At 55.4% G+C, this 23,711-nt stretch carries 23 protein-coding genes and 4 tRNA genes; all 27 read right to left on the minus strand.

Going from position 1 to position 23,711, the window contains the following annotated elements; genetic code table 11:
* Positions 1-4: 4 nt before the first annotated feature.
* Positions 5-691 (minus strand): 30S ribosomal protein S3, encoded by a 687-nt coding sequence (gene rpsC, locus BJ917_RS31450; RefSeq protein ID WP_007970424.1) that lies wholly within the window; start codon positions 689-691, stop codon positions 5-7.
* A 13-nt stretch (positions 692-704) separates the two neighbouring features.
* A complete protein-coding gene (gene rplV / locus BJ917_RS31455; RefSeq protein WP_003103908.1) occupies positions 705-1,037 on the minus strand; it encodes a 50S ribosomal protein L22 in 333 nt (110 codons plus the stop codon).
* Between the two features lie 11 nt (positions 1,038-1,048).
* Positions 1,049-1,324 carry a 30S ribosomal protein S19 gene (gene rpsS / locus BJ917_RS31460; protein WP_002555486.1) on the minus strand — a complete coding sequence of 92 codons (276 nt, stop codon included), beginning with the start codon at positions 1,322-1,324 and terminating at the stop codon, positions 1,049-1,051.
* Positions 1,325-1,340: 16 nt separating this feature from the next.
* Positions 1,341-2,165, minus strand: a complete 825-nt coding sequence (rplB, locus tag BJ917_RS31465) for a 50S ribosomal protein L2 (protein ID WP_003186055.1) — start codon at positions 2,163-2,165, stop codon at positions 1,341-1,343.
* 14 nt (positions 2,166-2,179) lie between these two features.
* Entirely contained in the window at positions 2,180-2,479 is a 300-nt protein-coding gene (rplW, locus tag BJ917_RS31470) for a 50S ribosomal protein L23 (RefSeq protein WP_002555488.1), read from the minus strand.
* Entirely contained in the window at positions 2,476-3,078 is a 603-nt protein-coding gene (gene rplD, locus BJ917_RS31475) for a 50S ribosomal protein L4 (RefSeq protein ID WP_007924200.1), read from the minus strand. Before rplD ends, rplW begins: the two co-directional genes overlap by 4 nt.
* A 12-nt stretch (positions 3,079-3,090) precedes the next feature.
* The gene (gene rplC, locus BJ917_RS31480; protein ID WP_003186059.1) at positions 3,091-3,726 is read right to left on the minus strand and encodes a 50S ribosomal protein L3; all 636 of its coding nucleotides are present in this window, start codon (positions 3,724-3,726) and stop codon (positions 3,091-3,093) included.
* 80 nt (positions 3,727-3,806) lie between these two features.
* Entirely contained in the window at positions 3,807-4,118 is a 312-nt protein-coding gene (gene rpsJ, locus BJ917_RS31485; protein ID WP_003186070.1) for a 30S ribosomal protein S10, read from the minus strand.
* Between the two features lie 158 nt (positions 4,119-4,276).
* Positions 4,277-5,470 carry an elongation factor Tu gene (gene tuf, locus BJ917_RS31490; RefSeq protein ID WP_008018195.1) on the minus strand — a complete coding sequence of 398 codons (1,194 nt, stop codon included), beginning with the start codon at positions 5,468-5,470 and terminating at the stop codon, positions 4,277-4,279.
* 30 nt (positions 5,471-5,500) lie between these two features.
* Complete coding sequence (fusA, locus tag BJ917_RS31495) at positions 5,501-7,606, minus strand: elongation factor G (RefSeq protein ID WP_046815908.1); 2,106 nt, start codon at positions 7,604-7,606, stop codon at positions 5,501-5,503.
* A gap of 30 nt (positions 7,607-7,636) precedes the next feature.
* Positions 7,637-8,107 (minus strand): 30S ribosomal protein S7, encoded by a 471-nt coding sequence (rpsG, locus tag BJ917_RS31500; protein ID WP_002555493.1) that lies wholly within the window; start codon positions 8,105-8,107, stop codon positions 7,637-7,639.
* A gap of 119 nt (positions 8,108-8,226) precedes the next feature.
* A complete protein-coding gene (rpsL, locus tag BJ917_RS31505; RefSeq protein ID WP_003186084.1) occupies positions 8,227-8,598 on the minus strand; it encodes a 30S ribosomal protein S12 in 372 nt (123 codons plus the stop codon).
* Positions 8,599-8,814: 216 nt separating this feature from the next.
* Positions 8,815-13,014 (minus strand): DNA-directed RNA polymerase subunit beta', encoded by a 4,200-nt coding sequence (rpoC, locus tag BJ917_RS31510; protein ID WP_096514757.1) that lies wholly within the window; start codon positions 13,012-13,014, stop codon positions 8,815-8,817.
* 64 nt (positions 13,015-13,078) lie between these two features.
* Positions 13,079-17,152: a DNA-directed RNA polymerase subunit beta gene (gene rpoB / locus BJ917_RS31515; protein ID WP_008018199.1), complete on the minus strand. Its 4,074-nt coding sequence runs from the start codon at positions 17,150-17,152 to the stop codon at positions 13,079-13,081.
* Positions 17,153-17,372: 220 nt separating this feature from the next.
* Positions 17,373-17,738, minus strand: a complete 366-nt coding sequence (gene rplL, locus BJ917_RS31520; RefSeq protein ID WP_007970414.1) for a 50S ribosomal protein L7/L12 — start codon at positions 17,736-17,738, stop codon at positions 17,373-17,375.
* A gap of 75 nt (positions 17,739-17,813) precedes the next feature.
* Positions 17,814-18,314: a 50S ribosomal protein L10 gene (gene rplJ / locus BJ917_RS31525; protein WP_007970413.1), complete on the minus strand. Its 501-nt coding sequence runs from the start codon at positions 18,312-18,314 to the stop codon at positions 17,814-17,816.
* A gap of 198 nt (positions 18,315-18,512) precedes the next feature.
* The gene (gene rplA / locus BJ917_RS31530) at positions 18,513-19,208 is read right to left on the minus strand and encodes a 50S ribosomal protein L1 (RefSeq protein ID WP_003186095.1); all 696 of its coding nucleotides are present in this window, start codon (positions 19,206-19,208) and stop codon (positions 18,513-18,515) included.
* Entirely contained in the window at positions 19,208-19,639 is a 432-nt protein-coding gene (gene rplK / locus BJ917_RS31535) for a 50S ribosomal protein L11 (RefSeq protein WP_007933726.1), read from the minus strand. The genes rplA and rplK overlap by 1 nt, the downstream gene beginning before the upstream one ends.
* 117 nt (positions 19,640-19,756) lie before the next feature.
* The gene (gene nusG / locus BJ917_RS31540) at positions 19,757-20,290 is read right to left on the minus strand and encodes a transcription termination/antitermination protein NusG (protein ID WP_007957598.1); all 534 of its coding nucleotides are present in this window, start codon (positions 20,288-20,290) and stop codon (positions 19,757-19,759) included.
* Positions 20,291-20,299: 9 nt separating this feature from the next.
* The gene (gene secE / locus BJ917_RS31545) at positions 20,300-20,668 is read right to left on the minus strand and encodes a preprotein translocase subunit SecE (protein ID WP_121106068.1); all 369 of its coding nucleotides are present in this window, start codon (positions 20,666-20,668) and stop codon (positions 20,300-20,302) included.
* Positions 20,669-20,713: 45 nt separating this feature from the next.
* Positions 20,714-20,789 (minus strand) — tRNA-Trp (locus tag BJ917_RS31550).
* Positions 20,790-20,960: 171 nt separating this feature from the next.
* Positions 20,961-21,036, minus strand: a tRNA-Thr gene (locus BJ917_RS31555).
* A gap of 26 nt (positions 21,037-21,062) precedes the next feature.
* A tRNA-Gly gene (locus BJ917_RS31560) sits at positions 21,063-21,136 on the minus strand.
* A 24-nt stretch (positions 21,137-21,160) separates the two neighbouring features.
* Positions 21,161-21,245: transfer RNA gene (locus BJ917_RS31565), tRNA-Tyr, on the minus strand.
* Between the two features lie 142 nt (positions 21,246-21,387).
* On the minus strand, positions 21,388-21,828 hold the full coding sequence (locus BJ917_RS31570; protein WP_121106069.1) for a hypothetical protein: 441 nt from the start codon (positions 21,826-21,828) through the stop codon (positions 21,388-21,390).
* Positions 21,829-21,835: 7 nt separating this feature from the next.
* Entirely contained in the window at positions 21,836-22,585 is a 750-nt protein-coding gene (locus BJ917_RS31575; protein ID WP_121106070.1) for a pantothenate kinase, read from the minus strand.
* Entirely contained in the window at positions 22,575-23,534 is a 960-nt protein-coding gene (gene birA / locus BJ917_RS31580; RefSeq protein ID WP_096514751.1) for a bifunctional biotin--[acetyl-CoA-carboxylase] ligase/biotin operon repressor BirA, read from the minus strand. The genes BJ917_RS31575 and birA overlap by 11 nt, the downstream gene beginning before the upstream one ends.
* Positions 23,535-23,711: the final 177 nt, after the last annotated feature.

The following is a 23,711-nucleotide window of genomic DNA, read 5'->3' on the forward strand; positions in this document are numbered from 1 at the left end:
CCCCTTACTTAGCAGCTTTTTTACGAGGCGCTGGTGCTTGTGGTTTCAGTTCTTCTTGGCGACCACCAATTACTTCGCCTTTGAAGATCCAAACCTTTACACCGATCACACCGTAAGTGGTGTGAGCTTCGTAGTTGGCATAGTCGATGTCGGCACGCAGGGTGTGCAATGGCACACGACCTTCGCGATACCATTCAGTACGTGCGATTTCAGCACCGCCGAGACGACCGCTCACTTGGATTTTGATGCCTTTGGCACCAATGCGCATGGCGTTCTGTACAGCGCGCTTCATAGCGCGACGGAACATTACGCGACGCTCCAGCTGCTGAGCTACGCTCTGCGCAACCAGCATACCGTCGAGTTCCGGCTTGCGGATCTCTTCGATATTGATGTGCACAGGCACACCCATTTGCTTGGTCAGGTCCTGACGCAGTTTCTCAACATCCTCACCTTTCTTCCCGATAACGATACCTGGACGAGCGGTGTGGATGGTGATGCGTGCAGTTTGGGCCGGACGATGGATATCGATACGGCTTACGGACGCGCTTTTTAGTTTGTCTTGGAGATACTCACGCACATTCAGATCTGCGAGCAAATAGTCCGCATAAGTCCGACCGTCTGCGTACCAGACGGAGGTGTGCTCCTTGACGATTCCCAGGCGAATGCCAATGGGATGTACTTTCTGACCCATCTCTTCGACTCCGTTACTTGTCAGCAACCTTGACAGTGATATGGCAAGACCGCTTGACGATGCGATCAGCACGGCCTTTGGCACGTGGCATGATGCGCTTCAGCGAACGCCCTTCGTTAACGAAAACGGTGCTGACCTTCAGGTCATCAACGTCTGCGCCTTCGTTATGCTCGGCGTTGGCTACGGCCGACTCCAGCACTTTCTTCATGATCTCGGCGGCTTTCTTACTGCTGAAAGCCAACAGGTTGAGCGCTTCGCCCACCTTCTTCCCGCGGATCTGGTCGGCGACCAAGCGGGCTTTCTGGGCGGAGATTCGAGCGCCCGACAACTTAGCGGCTACTTCCATTTCCTAACCCCTTAACGCTTGGCTTTCTTGTCTGCCACGTGCCCGCGATAAGTGCGGGTACCGGCGAACTCGCCCAGTTTGTGGCCGACCATGTCTTCGTTCACGAGAACTGGGACGTGCTGACGACCGTTGTGTACTGCGATGGTCAGACCGACCATTTGTGGCAGGATCATCGAACGACGCGACCAGGTTTTAACTGGTTTGCGATCGTTCTTTTCCGCCGCCACTTCGATCTTCTTCAGTAGGTGAAGATCGATAAAAGGACCTTTTTTCAGAGAACGTGGCACTGTCGTATCCCTCTATTTACTTGCGACGACGGACGATCATTTTGTCGGTACGCTTATTACCACGAGTCTTCGCGCCCTTAGTCGGGAAGCCCCATGGCGATACCGGATGACGACCACCAGAGGTACGACCTTCACCACCACCATGTGGGTGGTCAACCGGGTTCATGGCAACACCACGAACGGTTGGGCGAACGCCACGCCAGCGTTTGGCACCAGCTTTACCCAGCGAACGCAGGCTGTGCTCGGAGTTCGAGACTTCGCCCAGGGTCGCACGGCATTCAGCCAGCACTTTACGCATCTCACCAGAACGCAGACGCAGGGTCACGTAGACACCTTCACGAGCGATCAGCTGAGCCGAAGCACCAGCGGAACGAGCGATCTGAGCGCCTTTACCTGGCTTCAATTCGATGCCGTGTACGGTGCTACCAACTGGAATGTTACGCAGTTGCAGAGCGTTGCCCGGCTTGATCGGTGCCAGAGCACCTGCGATCAGCTGGTCGCCAGCACTCACGCCTTTAGGGGCGATGATGTAGCGACGCTCGCCATCTGCGTACAGCAGCAGAGCGATGTGAGCAGTACGGTTTGGATCGTATTCGATACGCTCGACAGTGGCAGCGATGCCATCTTTGTCGTTGCGACGGAAGTCGACCAGACGATAATGCTGCTTATGACCACCACCGATGTGACGAGTGGTAATACGGCCATTGTTGTTACGACCACCAGACTTCGATTTCTTCTCGAGCAGCGGTGCGTGAGGAGCGCCTTTATGCAGCTCCTGGTTGACCACCTTGACCACAAAACGGCGGCCAGGGGAAGTCGGTTTGCATTTAACGATTGCCATGATGCACCCCTTCCTTACTCAGCACTGCTGCTGAAATCGAGATCTTGGCCTGGCTGAAGGGAGATAACTGCCTTCTTCCAGTCATTACGCTTGCCCAGACCGCGAGCAGTGCGCTTGCTCTTACCCAGAACATTCAGGGTAGTTACACGCTCTACTTTCACGCTGAACAGGCTTTCGACGGCCTTCTTGATTTCCAGCTTGGTTGCATCAGTAGCAACCTTGAAAACGAACTGGCCTTTCTTGTCTGCCAGAACCGTAGCCTTCTCGGAAACGTGCGGGCCAAGCAGAACTTTAAATACGCGTTCCTGGTTCATCCCAGCAGCTCCTCGAATTTCTTCACGGCCGACACGGTGATCAACACCTTGTCGTATGCGATCAGACTAACTGGATCGGAACCTTGCACATCACGTACATCTACGTGCGGCAGGTTGCGAGCAGCCAGGTACAGATTCTGATCAACAGCGTCCGACACGATCAGAACGTCGGTCAGGCTCATGTTGTTCAGCTTGCCCAGCAGGTCTTTGGTTTTCGGCGTTTCAACAGCGAAATCCTGAACCACGACCAGACGATCAGTACGCACCAGCTCAGCAAGGATGGAACGCATTGCTGCGCGATACATCTTCTTGTTCAGCTTCTGGGAGTGATCCTGAGGACGAGCTGCGAAAGTGGTACCGCCGCCACGCCAGATTGGGCTACGGATAGTACCGGCACGAGCGCGGCCAGTACCTTTCTGACGCCATGGGCGCTTACCGCCACCAGAAACGTCGGAACGGGTCTTTTGCTGCTTGCTACCTTGACGGCCGCCAGCCATGTAGGCCACGACTGCTTGGTGAACCAGCGTCTCGTTGAATTCGCCGCCAAATGTCAGTTCGGAAACTTCGATCGCTTGAGCGTCATTTACATTTAATTGCATGTCAGCTTCCCCTTAACCGCGAGCCTTGGCTGCTGGACGTACAACCAAGTTGCCGCCAGTAGCGCCAGGAACAGCGCCCTTGACCAACAACAGATTGCGTTCAGCGTCCACGCGCACTACTTCGAGGGACTGCACGGTCACGCGCTCAGCGCCCATATGACCGGACATTTTTTTGCCCTTGAATACACGACCAGGAGTCTGGCACTGGCCGATAGAGCCTGGAACGCGGTGGGATACGGAGTTACCGTGGGTGTTATCTTGCCCGCGGAAGTTCCAACGCTTGATCGTACCCTGGAAGCCTTTACCCTTGGACTGACCGGTTACATCAACCAGTTGACCAGCGGCGAAGATTTCAGCGTTGATCAGATCGCCGGCCTGGTACTCGCCTTCTTCAAGGCGGAATTCCATTACGGTACGACCAGCGGCAACGTTCGCCTTGGCGAAGTGGCCAGCCTGAGCTGCTGTTACACGCGAAGCGCGACGCTCGCCGACAGTGACTTGCACTGCACGATAGCCATCGGTCTCTTCAGTTTTGAACTGGGTGACGCGATTCGGCTCGATCTCAATGACCGTGACCGGAATGGAGACACCTTCTTCGGTGAAAATACGGGTCATACCGCATTTACGACCGACTACACCAATAGTCATGTTGTAAACCTCATGAGTGTACGGGGCTTTCACCCGCTATGGCCGCCCATTTCAGAGCGTTACACGACTAAGACCGAGTCTTAGCCGAGGCTGATCTGCACTTCCACACCGGCCGCAAGATCAAGCTTCATAAGTGCATCAACGGTTTTATCCGTTGGCTGGACGATGTCCAGAACGCGCTTATGAGTACGGATCTCGTACTGGTCACGCGCGTCTTTGTTGACGTGCGGGGAGACCAGAACGGTGAACCGCTCTTTACGGGTAGGCAGTGGAATTGGACCACGCACTTGAGCACCAGTACGTTTCGCGGTTTCCACGATTTCCTGGGTTGATTGGTCGATCAGGCGATGGTCGAAAGCCTTCAACCTGATACGGATTTGCTGATTTTGCATTGGATTTCAGACTCCGGCTGCTATTCCCACCGGGCGCAATACGCCCGTTAAAAGGAGGCGCAATTCTATAGACGCCCCAGATAGGTGTCAACCCAATAAAAAAGCCCCCGCTGAGCGGGGGCCTTTTCAAAGCATCGAAGCTATCTCAAAAGAGAAGCTTACTCGATGATTTTAGCTACAACGCCAGCACCAACGGTACGGCCGCCTTCACGGATAGCGAAGCGCAGACCGTCTTCCATTGCGATGGTTTTGATCAGGGTAACAGTCATCTGAATGTTGTCACCTGGCATTACCATTTCAACGCCTTCTGGCAGTTCGCAGTTACCGGTCACGTCAGTAGTACGGAAGTAGAACTGTGGACGGTAGCCTTTGAAGAACGGAGTGTGACGGCCGCCTTCTTCCTTGCTCAGAACGTAAACTTCTGCGGTGAACTTGGTGTGCGGCTTAACCGAACCTGGCTTAACCAGAACCTGGCCACGCTCAACGTCGTCACGCTTGGTACCACGCAGCAGAACGCCGCAGTTCTCGCCAGCACGACCTTCGTCGAGCAGCTTGCGGAACATCTCAACACCGGTGCAGGTGGTGGTGGTGGTGTCACGCAGACCAACGATTTCCAGTGCATCTTGAACGCGAACGATACCGCGCTCGATACGACCAGTCACAACAGTACCACGACCCGAGATCGAGAATACGTCTTCGATTGGCATCAGGAATGGCTTGTCGATAGCACGCTCTGGCTCTGGGATGTAGGTATCCAGAGTTTCAACCAGCTTGCGAACAGCGCTGGTGCCCATTTCGTTATCGTCTTTGCCTTCCAGAGCCATACGAGCCGAACCGATGATGATCGGGGTGTCGTCGCCTGGGAAGTCGTAGGTGGACAGCAGGTCGCGAACTTCCATCTCAACCAGTTCCAGCAGCTCAGCGTCGTCTACCAGGTCAGCCTTGTTCAGGAAAACCACGATGTACGGAACGCCTACCTGGCGGGACAGCAGGATGTGCTCACGGGTTTGTGGCATCGGACCATCAGCGGCCGAGCAAACCAGGATCGCGCCGTCCATCTGGGCAGCACCGGTGATCATGTTCTTCACGTAGTCAGCGTGACCTGGGCAGTCAACGTGAGCGTAGTGACGAATGTTCGAGTTGTACTCGACGTGCGCGGTATTGATGGTGATACCACGAGCCTTTTCTTCTGGCGCGCTGTCGATCTTGTCGAATTCAACTACGGCCGAACCGAAAACTTCGGAGCAGACGCGAGTCAGAGCAGCGGTCAGAGTGGTTTTACCGTGGTCAACGTGACCGATGGTGCCAACGTTGACGTGCGGTAGGGAACGATCAAATTTTTCTTTAGCCACGACAATTAACTCCTTGCCTAAAGGACTGAATCAGCCTTGTTTTTTGGTAACGGTTTCGACGATGTGCGACGGAGCCGTATTGTATTTTTTGAATTCCATAGAGTAGCTTGCGCGACCCTGGGACATCGAACGAACGTCGGTCGCATAACCGAACATCTCGCCCAACGGAACTTCAGCACGGATAACCTTACCGGAAACCGTATCTTCCATACCCAGAATCATGCCGCGACGACGGTTAAGGTCGCCCATCACGTCACCCATATAGTCTTCAGGCGTAACAACCTCTACCGCCATGATCGGCTCGAGCAACTCACCACCGCCCTTCTGGGCCAGTTGCTTGGTCGCCATGGAAGCAGCCACCTTAAACGCCATCTCGTTCGAGTCGACGTCGTGGTAAGAACCATCAAACACGGTAGCCTTCAGGCCGATCAGCGGATAGCCGGCAACAACGCCGTTCTTCATCTGCTCTTCGATACCCTTCTGGATAGCCGGGATGTATTCCTTAGGAACCACACCACCCACTACTTCGTTCAGGAATTGCAGACCTTCCTGACCTTCGTCAGCAGGTGCAAAACGGATCCAGCAATGACCGAACTGGCCACGACCACCGGACTGACGAACGAACTTGCCTTCGATTTCGCAGCTCTTCGTGATGCGCTCACGATAGGAAACCTGAGGCTTACCGATGTTGGCTTCGACGTTGAACTCACGGCGCATCCGGTCAACCAGGATGTCCAGGTGCAGCTCGCCCATGCCGGAGATGATCGTTTGACCAGTCTCTTCATCAGTCTTGACGCGGAAAGACGGGTCTTCCTGAGCAAGTTTGCCCAGTGCGATACCCATTTTTTCCTGGTCATCCTTGGTCTTTGGCTCAACGGCAACCGAAATAACCGGCTCCGGGAAGTCCATGCGAACCAGGATGATTGGCTTGTCAGCGTTGCACAAAGTTTCGCCAGTGGTGACGTCCTTCATGCCGATCAAGGCCGCGATGTCGCCAGCGCGTACTTCCTTGATTTCTTCACGGGCGTTTGCGTGCATTTGCACCATACGACCCACGCGCTCTTTCTTGCCTTTAACCGAGTTGATCACGCCGTCGCCGGAGGCCAACACGCCCGAGTAAACACGGACGAAGGTCAAGGTACCCACGAATGGGTCGGTAGCGATCTTGAACGCCAGAGCCGAGAACGGCTCATTGTCGTCTGCATGACGCTCCATTTGCTTTTCCTCGTCATCCGGGTCAGTACCCTTGATGGCAGGAATGTCGGTAGGAGCCGGCAGGTAGTCGATAACGGCGTCGAGAACCAGGGGAACACCCTTGTTCTTGAAGGAAGAACCGCAAACAGCCAGAACGATCTCACCAGCGATGGTACGCTGACGCAGAGCGGCCTTGATTTCCTCGATGGAGAGCTCTTCGCCTTCGAGGTACTTGTTCATCAGCTCTTCGCTGGCTTCGGCCGCAGCCTCAACCATGTTGCTGCGCCACTCTTCAGCCAATTCCTGCAGTTCAGCAGGGATAGCTTCGCGACGTGGAGTCATGCCCTTGTCAGCATCGTTCCAGTAAACCGCTTCCATGGTCATCAGATCGATCTGACCCTGGAAGTTGTCTTCGGAACCGATAGCCAACTGGATCGGCACCGGAGTGTGACCCAGGCGCTGCTTGATCTGAGCGATCACGCGCAGGAAGTTCGCACCGGCACGGTCCATCTTGTTCACGTAAACGATACGTGGAACGCCGTACTTGTTGGCTTGACGCCATACGGTTTCGGACTGAGGCTCAACACCCGAAGTACCACAGAACACAACGACCGCGCCGTCGAGTACACGCAGGGAACGCTCAACTTCAATGGTGAAGTCAACGTGGCCCGGGGTGTCAATAACGTTGAAGCGGTATTGGTCTTTGTGCTGCTTCGCAGAACCCTGCCAGAAGGCGGTAATAGCAGCAGAAGTAATGGTAATACCACGCTCCTGCTCCTGCACCATCCAGTCTGTGGTCGCGGCGCCGTCATGCACCTCGCCCATCTTGTGACTTTTGCCGGTGTAAAAAAGGACGCGCTCGGTGGTGGTGGTTTTACCAGCATCCACGTGAGCAACGATACCAATGTTACGGTAGCGATTAATCGGTGTAGTACGAGCCATAAAGCCCTCGCAAAATTAGTGACGCTAAAATTAGAAGCGGTAGTGCGAGAAAGCTTTGTTAGCTTCAGCCATACGGTGCACGTCTTCACGCTTCTTAACTGCAGCACCTTTACCTTCGGCAGCGTCCAACAGTTCGCCAGCCAAACGCAGAGCCATAGACTTCTCGCCGCGCTTACGGGCGAAGTCTACCAACCAGCGCATTGCCAGAGCGTTACGACGGGACGGACGAACTTCAACCGGAACCTGGTAAGTAGCACCGCCTACACGGCGCGACTTTACTTCGACCAGCGGAGCGATGGCGTCGAGAGCTTTCTCGAAGATTTCCAGGGGGTCGCTGTTCTTGCGTTCTTTAACCTTTTCCAGCGCGCCATAAACGATACGCTCGGCAACGGCTTTCTTGCCGCTTTCCATTACGTGGTTCATGAACTTGGCCAGGATCTGGCTTCCGTATTTTGGATCGTCAAGCACTTCGCGCTTGGCTGCTACGCGTCTTCTTGGCATGGATAAGCCCTCAAACGGTCTTCAGGTTCGCTCGGAATCGGTGCCCTCTACGGGACGCCTCCGACCTTACTCTTATCGACTCAGAAAAATAGAAATCAGTTTTTTGCAGCAAGCGGCCATTACTTCGGACGCTTGGTACCGTACTTCGAACGACCCTGGTTACGACCTTTAACGCCGGAAGTATCCAAAGAACCGCGAACGGTGTGGTAACGAACACCTGGCAAGTCTTTTACACGACCGCCGCGGATCAGTACCACGCTGTGCTCTTGCAGGTTGTGACCTTCACCACCGATGTACGAGGAAACCTCGAAACCGTTGGTCAGGCGCACACGGCATACTTTACGCAGTGCCGAGTTAGGTTTTTTCGGCGTGGTGGTGTACACGCGGGTGCACACGCCACGACGTTGCGGGCAGTTCTGCAGCGCAGGCACGTCGGATTTCTCGACGATACGCTTACGCGGCTGACGTACCAGCTGGTTGATAGTTGCCATCTACTAGCTCCACTGTTGTCTTGCGACGCTATTGTCTTGCAAGAAAAGCAAAATGGCAGGAACGAATCCCCGCCAAATTTAGGGGTACAAGAGTCTAAAGAGGATCTTGCCCCCAGTCAAGGCAAGGCCCCGCCCTCCCCGCTCATCCAACCTCGACAATTTGTCTCGATTCGATGAACGGAGCGACCAGGGCCTTACGCTCATTTACCGCAGAACTCAGTTACCGCTCGAGTTCAGCGCTTCGGTCAGTGCAGCTTCCACTTCACTGGCGCTTACGCGCAACGGTTTGTCTGCATCACGGCGACGCTTACGCTCGCTGTGATAAGCCAGACCGGTACCAGCCGGGATCAGACGACCCACGACCACGTTTTCTTTCAGGCCGCGCAGGTAGTCGCGCTTGCCGGTTACCGCCGCTTCGGTCAGTACACGGGTGGTTTCCTGGAAGGAAGCCGCCGAGATGAACGATTCGGTGGACAACGACGCCTTGGTGATACCCAGCAGAACGCGAGTGAACTTGGAGACAAACTTGTCCTCGCCGCTCAAACGCTCGTTCTCTACCAGAACGTGAGTCAATTCCATCTGGTCGCCCTTGATGAAACTGGAATCGCCGGATTCAGCGATTTCAACTTTACGCAGCATCTGACGCAGAATGGTCTCGATGTGCTTGTCGTTGATCTTCACGCCTTGCAGACGATAAACGTCCTGGATCTCGTTAACGATGTACTTGGCCAGCGCACTCACACCCAGCAGACGCAGGATGTCGTGTGGATCGCTCGGACCGTCGGAGATAACTTCGCCGCGGTTTACCTGTTCGCCTTCGAACACGTTCAGGTGACGCCACTTCGGAATCAGCTCTTCGTACGGATCGCTACCGTCGTTCGGGGTGATCACCAGACGGCGCTTGCCCTTGGTCTCTTTACCGAACGCGATGGTGCCGCTGACTTCAGCCAGAATCGAGGCTTCTTTCGGACGACGGGCTTCGAACAAGTCGGCAACACGCGGCAGACCACCGGTGATGTCACGGGTCTTCGAAGTTTCTTGCGGAATACGAGCGATAACATCACCGATCGCAATTTTCGCACCGTCCGCTACACCGACCAGGGCGTTGGCTGGCAGGAAGTACTGAGCGATAACATCAGTGCCTGGCAGCAACAGATCCTTGCCGTTGTCGTCGACCATCTTCACAGCAGGACGGATGTCCTTACCGGCAGCTGGACGGTCTTTGGCGTCGAGTACTTCAATGTTGGTCATACCGGTCAATTCGTCAGTCTGACGCTTGATCGTGATGCCTTCTTCCATGCCCACGTAGGTCACGGTACCTTTCATTTCGGTAACGATCGGGTGAGTGTGCGGATCCCACTTGGCCACGATTGCGCCAGCGTCGACCTTGTCACCTTCTTTAACCGAAATCACAGCACCGTACGGCAGCTTGTAACGCTCACGCTCACGACCGAAGTCATCAGCGATGGCCAGCTCACCGGAACGGGACACAGCAACCAGGTGACCATCCACTCGCTCAACGTGCTTCAGGTTATGCAGACGGACGGTACCGCCATTCTTCACCTGAACGCTGTCGGCTGCGGAGGTCCGGCTTGCCGCACCACCGATGTGGAACGTACGCATCGTCAGCTGGGTACCCGGCTCACCGATGGACTGGGCAGCGATAACGCCGACCGCTTCACCGATGTTCACCTGGTGACCACGAGCCAGATCGCGGCCGTAGCACTTGGCGCAAATGCCGTAGCGGGTTTCGCAGCTGATCGGCGAACGCACGATCACTTCGTCGATGCTGTTCAGCTCGATGAACTCGACCCACTTCTCGTCTACCAGGGTGCCAGCAGGAACGATAACGTCCTCGGTACCTGGCTTGAATACGTCACGGGCGATAACACGACCCAATACGCGCTCACCCAGCGGCTCTACAACGTCGCCGCCTTCAATGTGCGGAGTCATCAGCAGGCCGTGCTCGGTGCCGCAATCGATCTCGGTTACAACCAGATCTTGTGCCACGTCTACCAGACGACGAGTCAGGTAACCGGAGTTAGCGGTTTTCAACGCGGTATCCGCCAGACCTTTACGAGCACCGTGAGTGGAGATGAAGTACTGAAGTACGCTCAAACCTTCACGGAAGTTCGCAGTAATCGGCGTTTCGATGATGGAGCCGTCCGGCTTGGCCATCAGGCCACGCATACCGGCGAGCTGACGGATCTGCGCAGCAGAACCCCGTGCGCCCGAGTCGGCCATCATGTACATCGAGTTGAAGGATTCCTGGTCGACTTCGACGCCATGACGGTCGATGACTTTCTCTTTCGAGAGGTTGGCCATCATCGCCTTGGAAACTTCGTCGTTCGCCTTGGACCAAAGGTCGATCACTTTGTTGTACTTCTCGCCCTGGGTTACCAGGCCGGAGGCGTACTGACTTTCGATCTCTTTCACTTCGTCGGTAGCAGTACCGATGATGCGGGCTTTTTCATCCGGGATAACGAAGTCGTTAACACCGATGGAAACGCCGGAAATGGTCGAATAGGCAAAACCGGTGTACATCAACTGGTCAGCGAAGATCACGGTCTCTTTCAGACCAACCACGCGGTAGCACTGGTTGATCAGTTTGGAGATCGCCTTTTTCTTCATTGGCAGGTTGACGACGTCGTACGACAGACCTTTCGGCACAACCTGGAACAACAGCGCACGGCCGACAGTAGTGTCGACGATACGGGTGTTGGTCACGCTGCCGCCATCACGGTCGTTGACGGTTTCGTTGATCCGCACTTTGACCTTGGCGTGCAGTGCGGCTTCGCCAGCACGGAACACACGGTCAACTTCTTGCAGATCCGCGAACACACGACCTTCGCCCTTGGCGTTGATCGCTTCACGCGTCATGTAGTACAGACCCAATACAACGTCCTGCGACGGAACGATGATTGGCTCACCGTTGGCTGGCGACAGAATGTTGTTGGTCGACATCATCAACGCACGCGCTTCGAGCTGGGCTTCCAGCGTCAGCGGTACGTGCACGGCCATTTGGTCGCCGTCGAAGTCGGCGTTGTACGCGGCGCAGACCAGCGGGTGCAGCTGAATAGCCTTACCTTCGATCAGTACCGGTTCAAACGCCTGGATACCCAGACGGTGAAGGGTCGGTGCACGGTTGAGGAGGACCGGGTGTTCGCGGATCACTTCAGCTAGAACGTCCCAAACTTCCGGCAGCTCGCGCTCGACCATCTTCTTGGCAGCTTTGATGGTGGTCGCGAGACCACGCATTTCGAGCTTGCCGAAAATGAACGGCTTGAACAGCTCGAGAGCCATTTTCTTCGGCAGACCGCACTGGTGCAGACGCAAGGTCGGACCTACGGTAATTACCGAACGACCGGAGTAGTCAACACGCTTACCGAGCAAGTTCTGACGGAAACGACCTTGCTTACCCTTGATCATGTCAGCCAGGGATTTCAGAGGACGCTTGTTGGAACCGGTGATAGCGCGGCCACGACGACCGTTGTCGAGCAGTGCGTCGACGGCTTCCTGCAACATACGCTTTTCGTTGCGCACGATGATGTCCGGAGCGGACAGATCCAGCAGGCGCTTCAAACGGTTGTTACGGTTGATCACTCGACGATACAGGTCGTTGAGGTCGGAAGTCGCGAAACGACCGCCATCCAATGGGACCAGTGGACGCAGATCTGGCGGCAGAACCGGAAGAACGGTCAGCACCATCCACTCTGGGAGGTTGCCGGAACCCTGGAAGGCTTCCATCAACTTCAGACGCTTGGACAGCTTCTTGATCTTGGTTTCGGAGTTGGTTTGCGGAATCTCTTCACGCAGACGGCCAATCTCGTGTTCCAGGTCGATAGCGTGCAGCAGTTCGCGGACAGCTTCGGCACCCATGCGGGCATCGAAATCGTCGCCAAACTCTTCCAGCGCTTCGAAGTACTGCTCATCGTTCAGCAGCTGACCTTTTTCAAGGGTGGTCATGCCTGGATCGATAACGACGTAGCTCTCGAAGTAGAGAACGCGTTCGATATCACGCAGGGTCATGTCCATCAGCAAGCCGATACGGGACGGCAGCGATTTCAGGAACCAGATGTGGGCAACCGGCGAGGCCAGTTCGATGTGTGCCATGCGCTCACGACGAACTTTTGCCAGCGCGACTTCAACGCCGCACTTCTCGCAAATTACACCACGGTGCTTCAAGCGCTTGTACTTACCGCACAGGCACTCGTAATCTTTTACCGGGCCAAAGATTTTGGCGCAGAACAGGCCGTCACGTTCAGGTTTGAACGTACGGTAGTTGATGGTTTCCGGCTTTTTAACTTCACCGAACGACCACGAACGGATCATCTCAGGCGATGCCAATCCGATACGGATGGCGTCGAACTCTTCGACTTGACCCTGGTTTTTCAGCAAATTCAGTAGGTCTTTCAAGGCCTTTCCTCCTGGCGGAGCAGAGAGCGGGCAATCCTGCCCCGCTCTCGATTCGCGTCACGTGTTATTCGGTTTCCAGATCGATATCGATGCCGAGGGAACGAATTTCCTTGATCAACACGTTGAAGGACTCGGGCATGCCCGGCTCCATACGGTGATCGCCGTCCACGATGTTTTTGTACATCTTGGTCCGGCCGTTCACATCGTCCGACTTCACTGTGAGCATTTCTTGCAGAGTGTAAGCAGCACCGTATGCTTCCAGTGCCCAGACCTCCATCTCCCCGAAACGCTGACCACCGAACTGCGCCTTACCACCCAGCGGTTGCTGGGTAACCAGGCTGTACGAACCGGTAGAACGAGCGTGCATCTTGTCGTCTACCAAGTGGTTCAGCTTCAGCATGTACATGTAGCCAACGGTAACCGGGCGCTCGAACTTGTTGCCGGTACGGCCGTCAGTCAGCTGCATCTGGCCGCTTTCTGGCAGGTCAGCCAGTTTCAGCATGGCCTTGATTTCGCTTTCCTTGGCGCCGTCGAACACTGGAGTGGCCATTGGAACGCCGCCACGCAGGTTTTGAGCCAGATCCAGGATTTCCTGGTCCGAGAAGTCATCGAGGCTTTCCTGACGACCGCCGATCTCGTTATAGATCTCGTGCAGGAATTTACGCAGCTCGGCAACTTTGCGCTGCTCTTCAACCATACGGTTGATCTTCTCGCCCAGCCCTTTAGCCGCGAGGCCCAGGTGGGTTTCAAGGATCTGACCGACGTTCATACGCGAAGGTACGCCCAATGGGTTGAGGACTACGTCGACCGGGGTGCCATTGGCATCGTGCGGCATGTCTTCAACCGGCATGATCACGGAGACCACACCTTTGTTACCGTGACGACCGGCCATCTTGTCGCCCGGCTGGATGCGACGACGGATTGCCAGGTAAACCTTGACGATTTTCAGCACGCCTGGAGCCAGGTCATCGCCCTGCTGCAGTTTGCGCTTCTTGTCTTCGAACTTGTCGTCCAGCAGACGGCGACGATCAACGATGTAGGCCTGAGCCTTCTCGAGCTGCTCGTTCAGAGCATCTTCAGCCATGCGCAGTTTGAACCACTGGCCGTGCTCAAGACCGTCGAGCACTTCGTCGGTGATGTCCTGGCCTTTCTTCAGACCGGCACCACCTTCGGCTTTGTGGCCGACCAGGGCGGAGCGCAGACGTTCGAAAGTAGCGCCTTCAACGATGCGGAACTCTTCGTTCAGGTCCTTGCGGATCTCGTCCAGCTGGGACTTCTCGATCGACAGGGCACGAGCGTCACGCTCAACGCCGTCGCGGGTGAAGACCTGTACGTCGATGACAGTACCTTTGGTACCGGTAGGTACACGCAGGGAAGTGTCTTTAACGTCGCTGGCTTTTTCACCGAAGATCGCACGCAGCAGTTTTTCTTCCGGAGTCAGCTGAGTCTCGCCTTTCGGAGTGACCTTACCAACCAGGATGTCGCCTGCGCCAACTTCAGCACCTACGTAAACGATACCGGCTTCGTCCAGCTTGTTCAGTGCAGCTTCACCCACGTTCGGGATGTCCGCAGTGATTTCCTCTGGGCCAAGCTTGGTGTCACGCGCCACACAGGTCAGTTCCTGGATGTGGATCGTGGTGAAGCGGTCTTCCTGAACCACACGCTCGGACAGGCAGATGGAGTCTTCGAAGTTGAAGCCGTTCCATGCCATGAACGCGATGCGCATGTTCTGACCCAGCGCCAGTTCACCCATGTCGGTGGACGGGCCGTCGGCCATGATGTCGCTACGCTGAACCCGATCACCCTTACGCACCAGCGGACGCTGGTTGATGCAGGTGTTCTGGTTGGAGCGGGTGTATTTGGTCAGGTTGTAGATGTCGACACCGGCTTCACCGGTTTCAACTTCGTCATCGGCAACACGAACCACGATACGGCTGGCGTCGACGGAGTCGATCACGCCGCCACGACGAGCCACGACGCAAACGCCGGAGTCACGGGCTACGTTACGCTCCATGCCGGTACCTACCAGCGGCTTGTCAGCACGCAGGGTCGGTACAGCTTGACGCTGCATGTTCGAACCCATCAACGCACGGTTGGCGTCGTCGTGCTCGAGGAACGGAATCAGCGACGCAGCAACCGAAACTACCTGCTTCGGCGAAACGTCCATCAAGGTGACGTCTTCCGGCGCCTTGACGGTGAATTCGTTCAGGTGACGAACAGCTACCAGCTCGTCGATCAGGACTTTCTTGTCGTTCATCGTGGCCGAAGCCTGAGCGATCACGTGATCGGCTTCTTCGATGGCGGACAGGAACACGATCTCATCGGTGACCAGAGCGTCTTTCACCACGCGGTACGGGCTCTCGAGGAAACCGTACTGGTTGGTGCGCGCATAGGCGGCCAGGGAGTTGATCAGACCGATGTTCGGGCCTTCCGGCGTTTCAATCGGGCATACGCGACCGTAGTGAGTCGGGTGTACGTCACGAACTTCAAAGCCCGCGCGCTCACGAGTCAAACCGCCTGGGCCGAGTGCAGAAACACGACGCTTGTGGGTGATCTCGGACAGCGGGTTGTTCTGGTCCATGAACTGGGACAGCTGGCTGGAACCGAAGAACTCTTTCACCGCCGCAGCCACTGGCTTGGCGTTGATCAGGTCTTGCGGCATCAGGCCTTCGCTTTCAGCCATCGACAGACGCTCTTTGACCGCACGCTCAACACGTACCAGGCCAACGCGGAACTGGTTCTCGGCCATTTCGCCTACGCAGCGAACACGACGGTTACCCAGGTGGTCGATGTCATCGACGATGCCTTTACCGTTACGGATGTCGACCAGGGTCTTCAGTACCGCGACGATGTCTTCCTTGCACAGCACGCCCGAACCTTCGATCTCGGTACGACCGATACGACGGTTGAACTTCATCCGGCCGACCGCAGACAGGTCATAGCGCTCAGGGCTGAAGAACAGGTTGTTGAACAGGGTCTCGGCAGCGTCTTTGGTTGGCGGCTCGCCAGGACGCATCATGCGATAGATCTCGACCAGCGCTTCCAGTTGGTTGCTGGTGGAGTCGATCTTCAAGGTGTCGGAGACGAACGGACCGCAGTCGATATCGTTGGTGTACAGAGTTTCGATGCGAACAACGCCGGCCTTGGCGATTTTCGCCAGGATCTCGGTGTTCAGCTCGGTGTTGCACTCTGCCAGGATTTCGCCGGTTGCCGGATGCACGATGACCTTGGCGGTTGTGCGACCCAGGACGTAGTCCAGAGGCACATCCAGCTCTTTGATCCCGGCTTTTTCCAGCTGGTTGATGTGGCGAGCGGTGATACGACGACCTTGCTCGACAATAACCTTGCCTTTGTCATCCTGAATATCGAGGACAGCGATTTCACCGCGCAGGCGCTGAGGCACCAGCTCCAGGCTCAGGGTCTCGCCCTTCACGTGGAATACGTTGGTGGTATAGAACGCGTCCAGCACTTCTTCAGTGGTATAGCCCAGCGCGCGCAGCAGTACCGAGGCAGGCAGCTTGCGACGACGGTCGATACGCACGAATACGCAGTCTTTCGGGTCGAACTCGAAGTCCAGCCACGAACCGCGGTAAGGAATGATGCGCGCGGAGTACAGCAGTTTGCCGGAGCTGTGCGTCTTGCCACGGTCGTGGTCGAAGAACACGCCCGGGGAACGGTGCAGCTGGGAAACGATTACACGCTCGGTACCGTTGATTACGAAGGTACCGTTTTCAGTCATCAGGGGGATTTCACCCATGTAGACTTCTTGCTCTTTGATGTCCTTGATCGCTTTGTTCGACGATTCTTTGTCGAAAATGATCAGGCGCACTTTTACCCGCAAAGGTACGGCGTAAGTTACACCGCGCAATACGCATTCTTTGACATCAAATGCCGGTTCGCCCAGACGATATCCGACGTACTCCAGCGCAGCATTGCCGGAGTAGCTGATGATCGGGAAAACGGATTTGAAGGCCGCATGCAGGCCCACGTCGCGGAACTGATCTTTAGTCGCTCCCGCTTGCAAGAATTCACGATACGAATCCAGCTGGATGGCCAGGAGGTACGGCACATCCATGACGTCCGGCAACTTGCTAAAGTCCTTGCGGATACGTTTTTTCTCAGTATATGAGTAAGCCATCAGCGTTCCCCAGCTTGGTCACCTGCTTGTTTGGCCCCTCCCGACGGGAGCAGCCAGAAAATCGTGCAAACCCCATGGTTTGCGCCACCGCATCGGGTGGTTACAGCACGTTATCGGCACCGACCCAGTCGGCTGCCAATAACGGAAAAAGGCCGGTGGCAAGAGCCACCAGCCATCAGCCTGTCGCTTAACGCTCGGGCTGGAGGAGCAAAGTCGATGCTTACTTCAGCTCGACTTTAGCGCCTGCTTCTTCCAGAGCTGCTTTGGCTTTGTCAGCTGCGTCTTTGGCAACAGCTTCCAGAACCATGGCAGGTGCGCCGTCAACTACAGCCTTGGCTTCTTTCAAGCCCAGACCGGTCAGTTCACGTACAGCCTTGATCACGTTAACTTTCTTCTCGCCAGCTTCGGTCAGCATGACGTTGAATTCGGTTTGCTCTTCAGCAACGGCAGCAGCAACAGCTGGACCAGCCGATGCAGCAGCAGCGGTAACACCGAATTTTTCTTCGAAAGCTTTGATCAGCTCAACAACTTCCATTACGGACATGTTGCCAACTGCTTCAAGGATATCGTTCTGAGAGATAGACATGAATCTAATTCCTGATATTGGGGACGGCCTACGCGACCATCGAAAAAAACAAAAAACGCGAGAAGTTGACGAGCCTTAGGCTGCAGCAGCTTCTTTCTGGTCGCGAATTGCCGCCAGAGTACGAGCCAATTTGCTGGTAGCGCCTTGAATCACGCTCATCAGCTGAGAAATTGCTTCGTCACGGGTCGGCAGAGTTGCCAGTACGTCGATTTGGTTAGCTGCGAGGAACTTGCCCTCGAACGCAGCTGCCTTGATCTCGAACTTGTCCTGACCCTTTGCGAATTCCTTGAAGATCCGGGCAGCAGCGCCTGGATGTTCCTTGGAGAACGCAATCAGGGTAGGGCCGGTGAACACGTCGTTGAGGACACTGAATTCAGTGTCAGCAACAGCGCGCTTGAGCAGGGTGTTACGTACAACACGTACGTAAACGCCAGCTTCACGAGCCTCTTTACGGAGTCCGGTCATCGCGCCTACTGTTACGCCACGGGCATCAGCCACGACAGCGGACAGAGCGACTTTGGCAGCCTCGTTGACTTCAGCGACGATGGCCTTCTTGTCTTCGAGTTTAATTGCCACGGGTTTAACTCCTGCTTGTTACCGTTTCATCTGGTCGAAACCGGATGTCGTTTTGGTGTCTGATTCGGTAAGGAACCGGGAGCACCATCTGCGTAGGCTTGTGGTTTAAGACTTGCGTCGCCTACGGTCTTGGATAGCCCCCGCCAGGCAGGGACCCCAATTTTTCAATTGGCGCAATCGCTTGCGCCAATTTGTGTCTTACGCGTCGAGCGAGCTTTGGTCGATGACCAGACCTGGGCCCATAGTGGTGCTCAGGGTAACGCGCTTGACGTAAATGCCTTTCGAGGAAGCTGGCTTGATACGCTTCAGATCAGCGATCAGGGCTTCAACGTTTTCCTTCAGCTTGACGGCGTCGAAGCCGATCTTGCCAACGGAAGTGTGGATGATGCCGTTTTTGTCGGTGCGATAACGAACCTGACCAGCTTTGGCGTTTTTAACCGCGGTAGCTACGTCTGGAGTTACGGTGCCGACTTTAGGGTTAGGCATCAGGCCACGTGGACCGAGGATCTGACCCAACTGGCCCACAACGCGCATTGCATCCGGGGATGCAATCACTACGTCATAGTTCAGGTCGCCGCCTTTCATTTCGGCAGCCAGGTCATCCATACCTACGCGGTCAGCGCCGGCAGCCAGAGCGGCTTCAGCAGCTGGACCCTGGGTGAACACGGCAACGCGAACAGTCTTGCCAGTGCCGTGTGGCAGCACGGTAGCGCTACGAACGACCTGGTCGGATTTACGCGGGTCAACACCCAGGTTTACAGCTACGTCGAACGACTCGCTGAACTTGACAGTCGACAGCTCGGCCAGCAAAGCAGCGGCGTCTACAAAGTTGTAGGCCTTGCCTGCTTCGATTTTGCCGGCGATAGCCTTTTGACGCTTGGTCAGCTTAGCCATTACACACCCTCCACGTTAAGGCCCATGCTACGAGCAGAACCGGCGATAGTACGCACGGCTGCTTCCATATCAGCTGCAGTCAGATCCGCGTTTTTGGTTTTCGCGATTTCTTCCAGCTGAGCACGAGTCACGGTGCCAACCTTAACGGTGTTCGGACGAGCGGAACCGCTGGTCAGACCGGCCGCCTTCTTCAGCAGAACCGAAGCAGGGGTGGATTTGGTTTCGAAAGTGAAGCTACGGTCGCTGTAGACAGTGATGATCACTGGAGTCGGCAGACCTGGCTCAAGACCCTGAGTACGGGCGTTGAAAGCCTTGCAGAATTCCATGATGTTCACGCCGTGCTGACCCAGAGCAGGACCAACAGGTGGGCTTGGGTTAGCCTGAGCGGCCTTCACTTGCAGCTTGATGTAAGCGGTAATCTTCTTGGCCATGAGGCACTCCAATTACGGGTTCAAACGCCTCGAAAGGCTCCCCGGTTACTTGCGCGTTTATCCCAGTGACGACAAAACCCCACAGCCTATGGCTGCGGGGTTGGGATGCTTGCTCAGCTAGACCTTTTCGACCTGACTGAACTCCAACTCTACCGGAGTAGAGCGACCGAAAATGAGCACAGCCACTTGGATCCGGCTCTTTTCGTAGTTAACTTCTTCGACAACACCGTTAAAGTCAGCGAACGGACCGTCATTGACGCGCACCGTCTCACCCGGCTCAAACAGAGTCTTCGGTTTCGGCTTATCGCTACCATCGGCGACGCGACGCAGAATTGCTTCCGCTTCTTTATCAGTGATCGGCGCAGGTTTATCGGCAGTTCCACCGATGAACCCCATCACTCGAGGAGTATCCTTGACCAAGTGCCAAGTACCCTCGTTCATATCCATCTGAACCAGCACATAACCCGGGAAGAATTTGCGCTCGCTCTTGCGCTTCTGGCCATTACGCATTTCAACCACTTCTTCAGTGGGAACCAGAATCTCGCCGAAGCCATCTTCCATGCCAGCCAGCTTTACGCGCTCAATCAACGAGCGCATGACATGCTTCTCGTAACCGGAGTAAGCATGCACTACATACCAACGCTTAGCCACGGGACACCCTTAGCCGACGATCAAGGAAACAAGCCAGCCGAGCAGGGAATCAAGCCCCCACAACAGCAACGCCATAACCAGGACAACAGCCACAACGATCAACGTGGTCTGCATGGTTTCTTGGCGAGTTGGCCATACGACTTTACGAATTTCGGTGCGCGCTTCCTTAACCAGTACAAAGAAAGACTTGCCCTTAACTGTCTGCAGGCCTACAAAGGCAGCTACAGCAGCAATCACAAGCAAAGCGAGCACGCGGTACAGGATCGGCGAAGCAGAGTAATACTGATTGCCAACAACGCCAACAACCACCAAAGCAACTACTACTAGCCACTTGAGCAGATCGAAGCGAGAGCCTTGAGCTTCAGCTTTAGGAGTCATCTATGAAGATCCTGTGAAAAGAAAGCCAGACACACCTGGTGAATCTGGCAGGTCAGGAGGGAATCGAACCCCCAACCTACGGTTTTGGAGACCGTCGCTCTGCCAATTGAGCTACTGACCTAAAACAAAATCAGGCCGACCATTATGCAGACCTGAAAAAGACTTTACAACCACTTGCTAGACAACCCGACTAAACACCAACATCTACGAGGGCAGTCGCCCTCAAACCGCGATGAGGCACAGCCGTAGCCGCCTAAAACAAAGGCAGATATTTTCATATCTGCCTTTTGTATGGAGCTCTTGAGCGGATTTGAACCGCTGACCTCACCCTTACCAAGGGTGTGCTCTACCAACTGAGCTACAAGAGCGTAACACCGTGCAAAACCTATAAACTTGGAGCGGGTAGCGGGAATCGAACCCGCATCATCAGCTTGGAAGGCTGAGGTTCTACCACTAAACTATACCCGCGAGGCTTACAGCTCTCGCTAAAAATGGTGGAGGGGGAAGGATTCGAACCTTCGAAGTCGTAGACGTCAGATTTACAGTCTGATCCCTTTGGCCGCTCGGGAACCCCTCCTAAGCGAGCCGGCATTCTATATCATGCCAGCCTTCTGTCAAGCATTTTCTCATTAAAAACCTGAGGTTAGCTGCGTTGACCTCGCTTCACACCGTTTACCGTTTTAGGTCTTCACTGTGGAGCGGGCGCCATTCTATGCAAACTATTCGGCGGGTGCAACCCCCTCGCAAGGCATTATTTTATGTTTTAACTCATTGAATTCTCTAGAAAGGTTTAACAGCTGCAAGTCATCAAGCCAGCGCCGGCTTTCGGGAGCCACCCGCACCCAGTAAGCAGCGGATTCGGAGCTACCTTTGGGTAGCGCCTGAAACTTGACATCCATACCACTCAGCCGGCGCTCAAGCCCCTGAGCAACATCCTGGCGAGTAAAGCCCCCCAGATAAAGACAACCCGCATCTGCCTGGGCAGCCTTTGCCTTATCTCTTGCCGAGTCCGCTGCCTCACTTAGCAGACGAATGTCCTGCTGCCCCCCCCGATACAAACTCAAGGGCGTTACATCCTTCGCGCGCAGAGGAGCCTCCTGTTGATGCCAGATGTAATAGAACACATTGAGAACAAGCAGCAGCAGAAACAACCAACGCATAAAGACCTCAGGACAAAGGGCACGCCATAGCCAAGCCGACAAACACCAGATCCGGTACCACTCTGGCCTCAGGTACGATTTCTGAGACCTGAGCCGCATCCCCCCCCGTCAGAAACACCGTGAAATCCTTACCCCAATAGCTACGCGCCAATTCAAGCTGAGTCAGCACAAAGCCCCGAAGCATCAGCAGACAGCCGCGCTCGACCGCCTCAACAGTCGTACGGCCCGGAATGAGCTTTTCCAAAGCACGCTCAGCAGCAACGTCGCCATAACGAATCTTGCGAGTGTGAGTACGAAGCTGATTACGCATCAACGGCATCCCTGGACATATGAATCCGCCAAGATGCTCCCCATCCGCAGCAACGAAGTCAGCAGTGACTGCTGTACCGAAATCCAGCACCAGGCACGCGCCGGCCGCCAAATGAAACCCTCCGAGCAAGGCGAGCCATCGATCCAGCCCTAGCCGCTCGAACTCCTCATAGCCGTTACGGACACCGGACATCTCACGCGCCGGAGATGCACAGACCACGGACACCTCGAACACCTCCTGCAACAGCAGGATCAATGCATTGGTTTCATCTGCTGTCCTGACACTGACCAGCCGGCAATACTTGAGAGCAAGGCCCACGAGCCCTTTCAGGCCCTCGAGCAGTGCGAGGTCCGAATCGACAACCCCCTCACCCACCACTAGTCGGCCATCCGCATCAAGCACACGCCATTTGATAAAACTGTTTCCGCAGTCGAGCTCAAGAATCATTACGCAACCTCAGACTCAGCTCACCACCACTGAAGGCTTTCTCCACACCATCCACCTTCAAGCGCAACGCGCCCTGCCCATCAATACCCAGCACTTCGCCATCTATTTGGTTAACACCAGCAATCAACGACACTGCGCGCCCCTGCCACAGATGATTTTGCTCCCACTCGGCCCGAACAGCTGAAAAACCGCCAATCTGATGTCGGGCCAAGTACTTCTGCAGCATCAGCCCAAGCTCTGCAGCCAGGTGATTGCGATCAAACACCCTGCCCGACTCGAGACGCATGGACGTCCATTGTTGATCGACCTCATCGGCCATTTGCATATTTACATTAATACCGATACCCAGCACCACGTGGCAAACGTCGGCAGGATCCCCCACCAACTCCAGCAGTATTCCGGCAATCTTCTTCTGACCGACCAGGACATCATTGGGCCATTTCAATCCCACCCCTGGAACACCAAGCTCGCGCAGGACCTGCATGACGGCGAGCCCGACTACAAGACTTAACCCTTCCAATTGCCGCATTCCACCTTCAATACGCAGCACCAGGCTGTAATAGATGTTTTCTGCGAAAGGACTTACCCACTTCCGCCCTCGCCGCCCGCGACCGGCAGTCTGCCGCTCAGCAAGCACTACAAAAGGCGCAGCCTGATGCCGCTCGATGGCACGCAGAGCTTCAGCATTTGTGGAGTCAATCGAATGGAAGACCAGGACAGGCCAGTCACAAGATGGTGCCAATCGCCCAATCTCCAGCGGATCAAGCAGCGTCAGCGGCGCAGCCAGCTGATAACCACGCCCTCGAACCTTATGAATGGACAACCCCAGCTCAGCCTCTAACTGCTGAAGCTGCTTCCATACAGCACTGCGACTAACCCCCAGGGCAGCGCCCAGTGCCTGCCCTGAATGGAATCGGCCATCTTTAAGAAGCTTTAACAACGTCAGCATGCAAGTCTCGCCTCACAATGAGGCCCGCATGATAGCCACGCCCCGAGCAGTTGCATAGAAACCTGGCGAAGCAGATTTTCCAGCGGACAAAACAAAACCCCTACCTGCATACGCAGATAGGGGTTTCGGAATTTAATCTTGACGATGACCTACTCTCACATGGGGAAACCCCACACT

The sequence above is a fragment of the Pseudomonas sp. WPR_5_2 genome, assembly GCF_003634475.1.
GTDB lineage: Bacteria > Pseudomonadota > Gammaproteobacteria > Pseudomonadales > Pseudomonadaceae > Aquipseudomonas > Aquipseudomonas izuensis.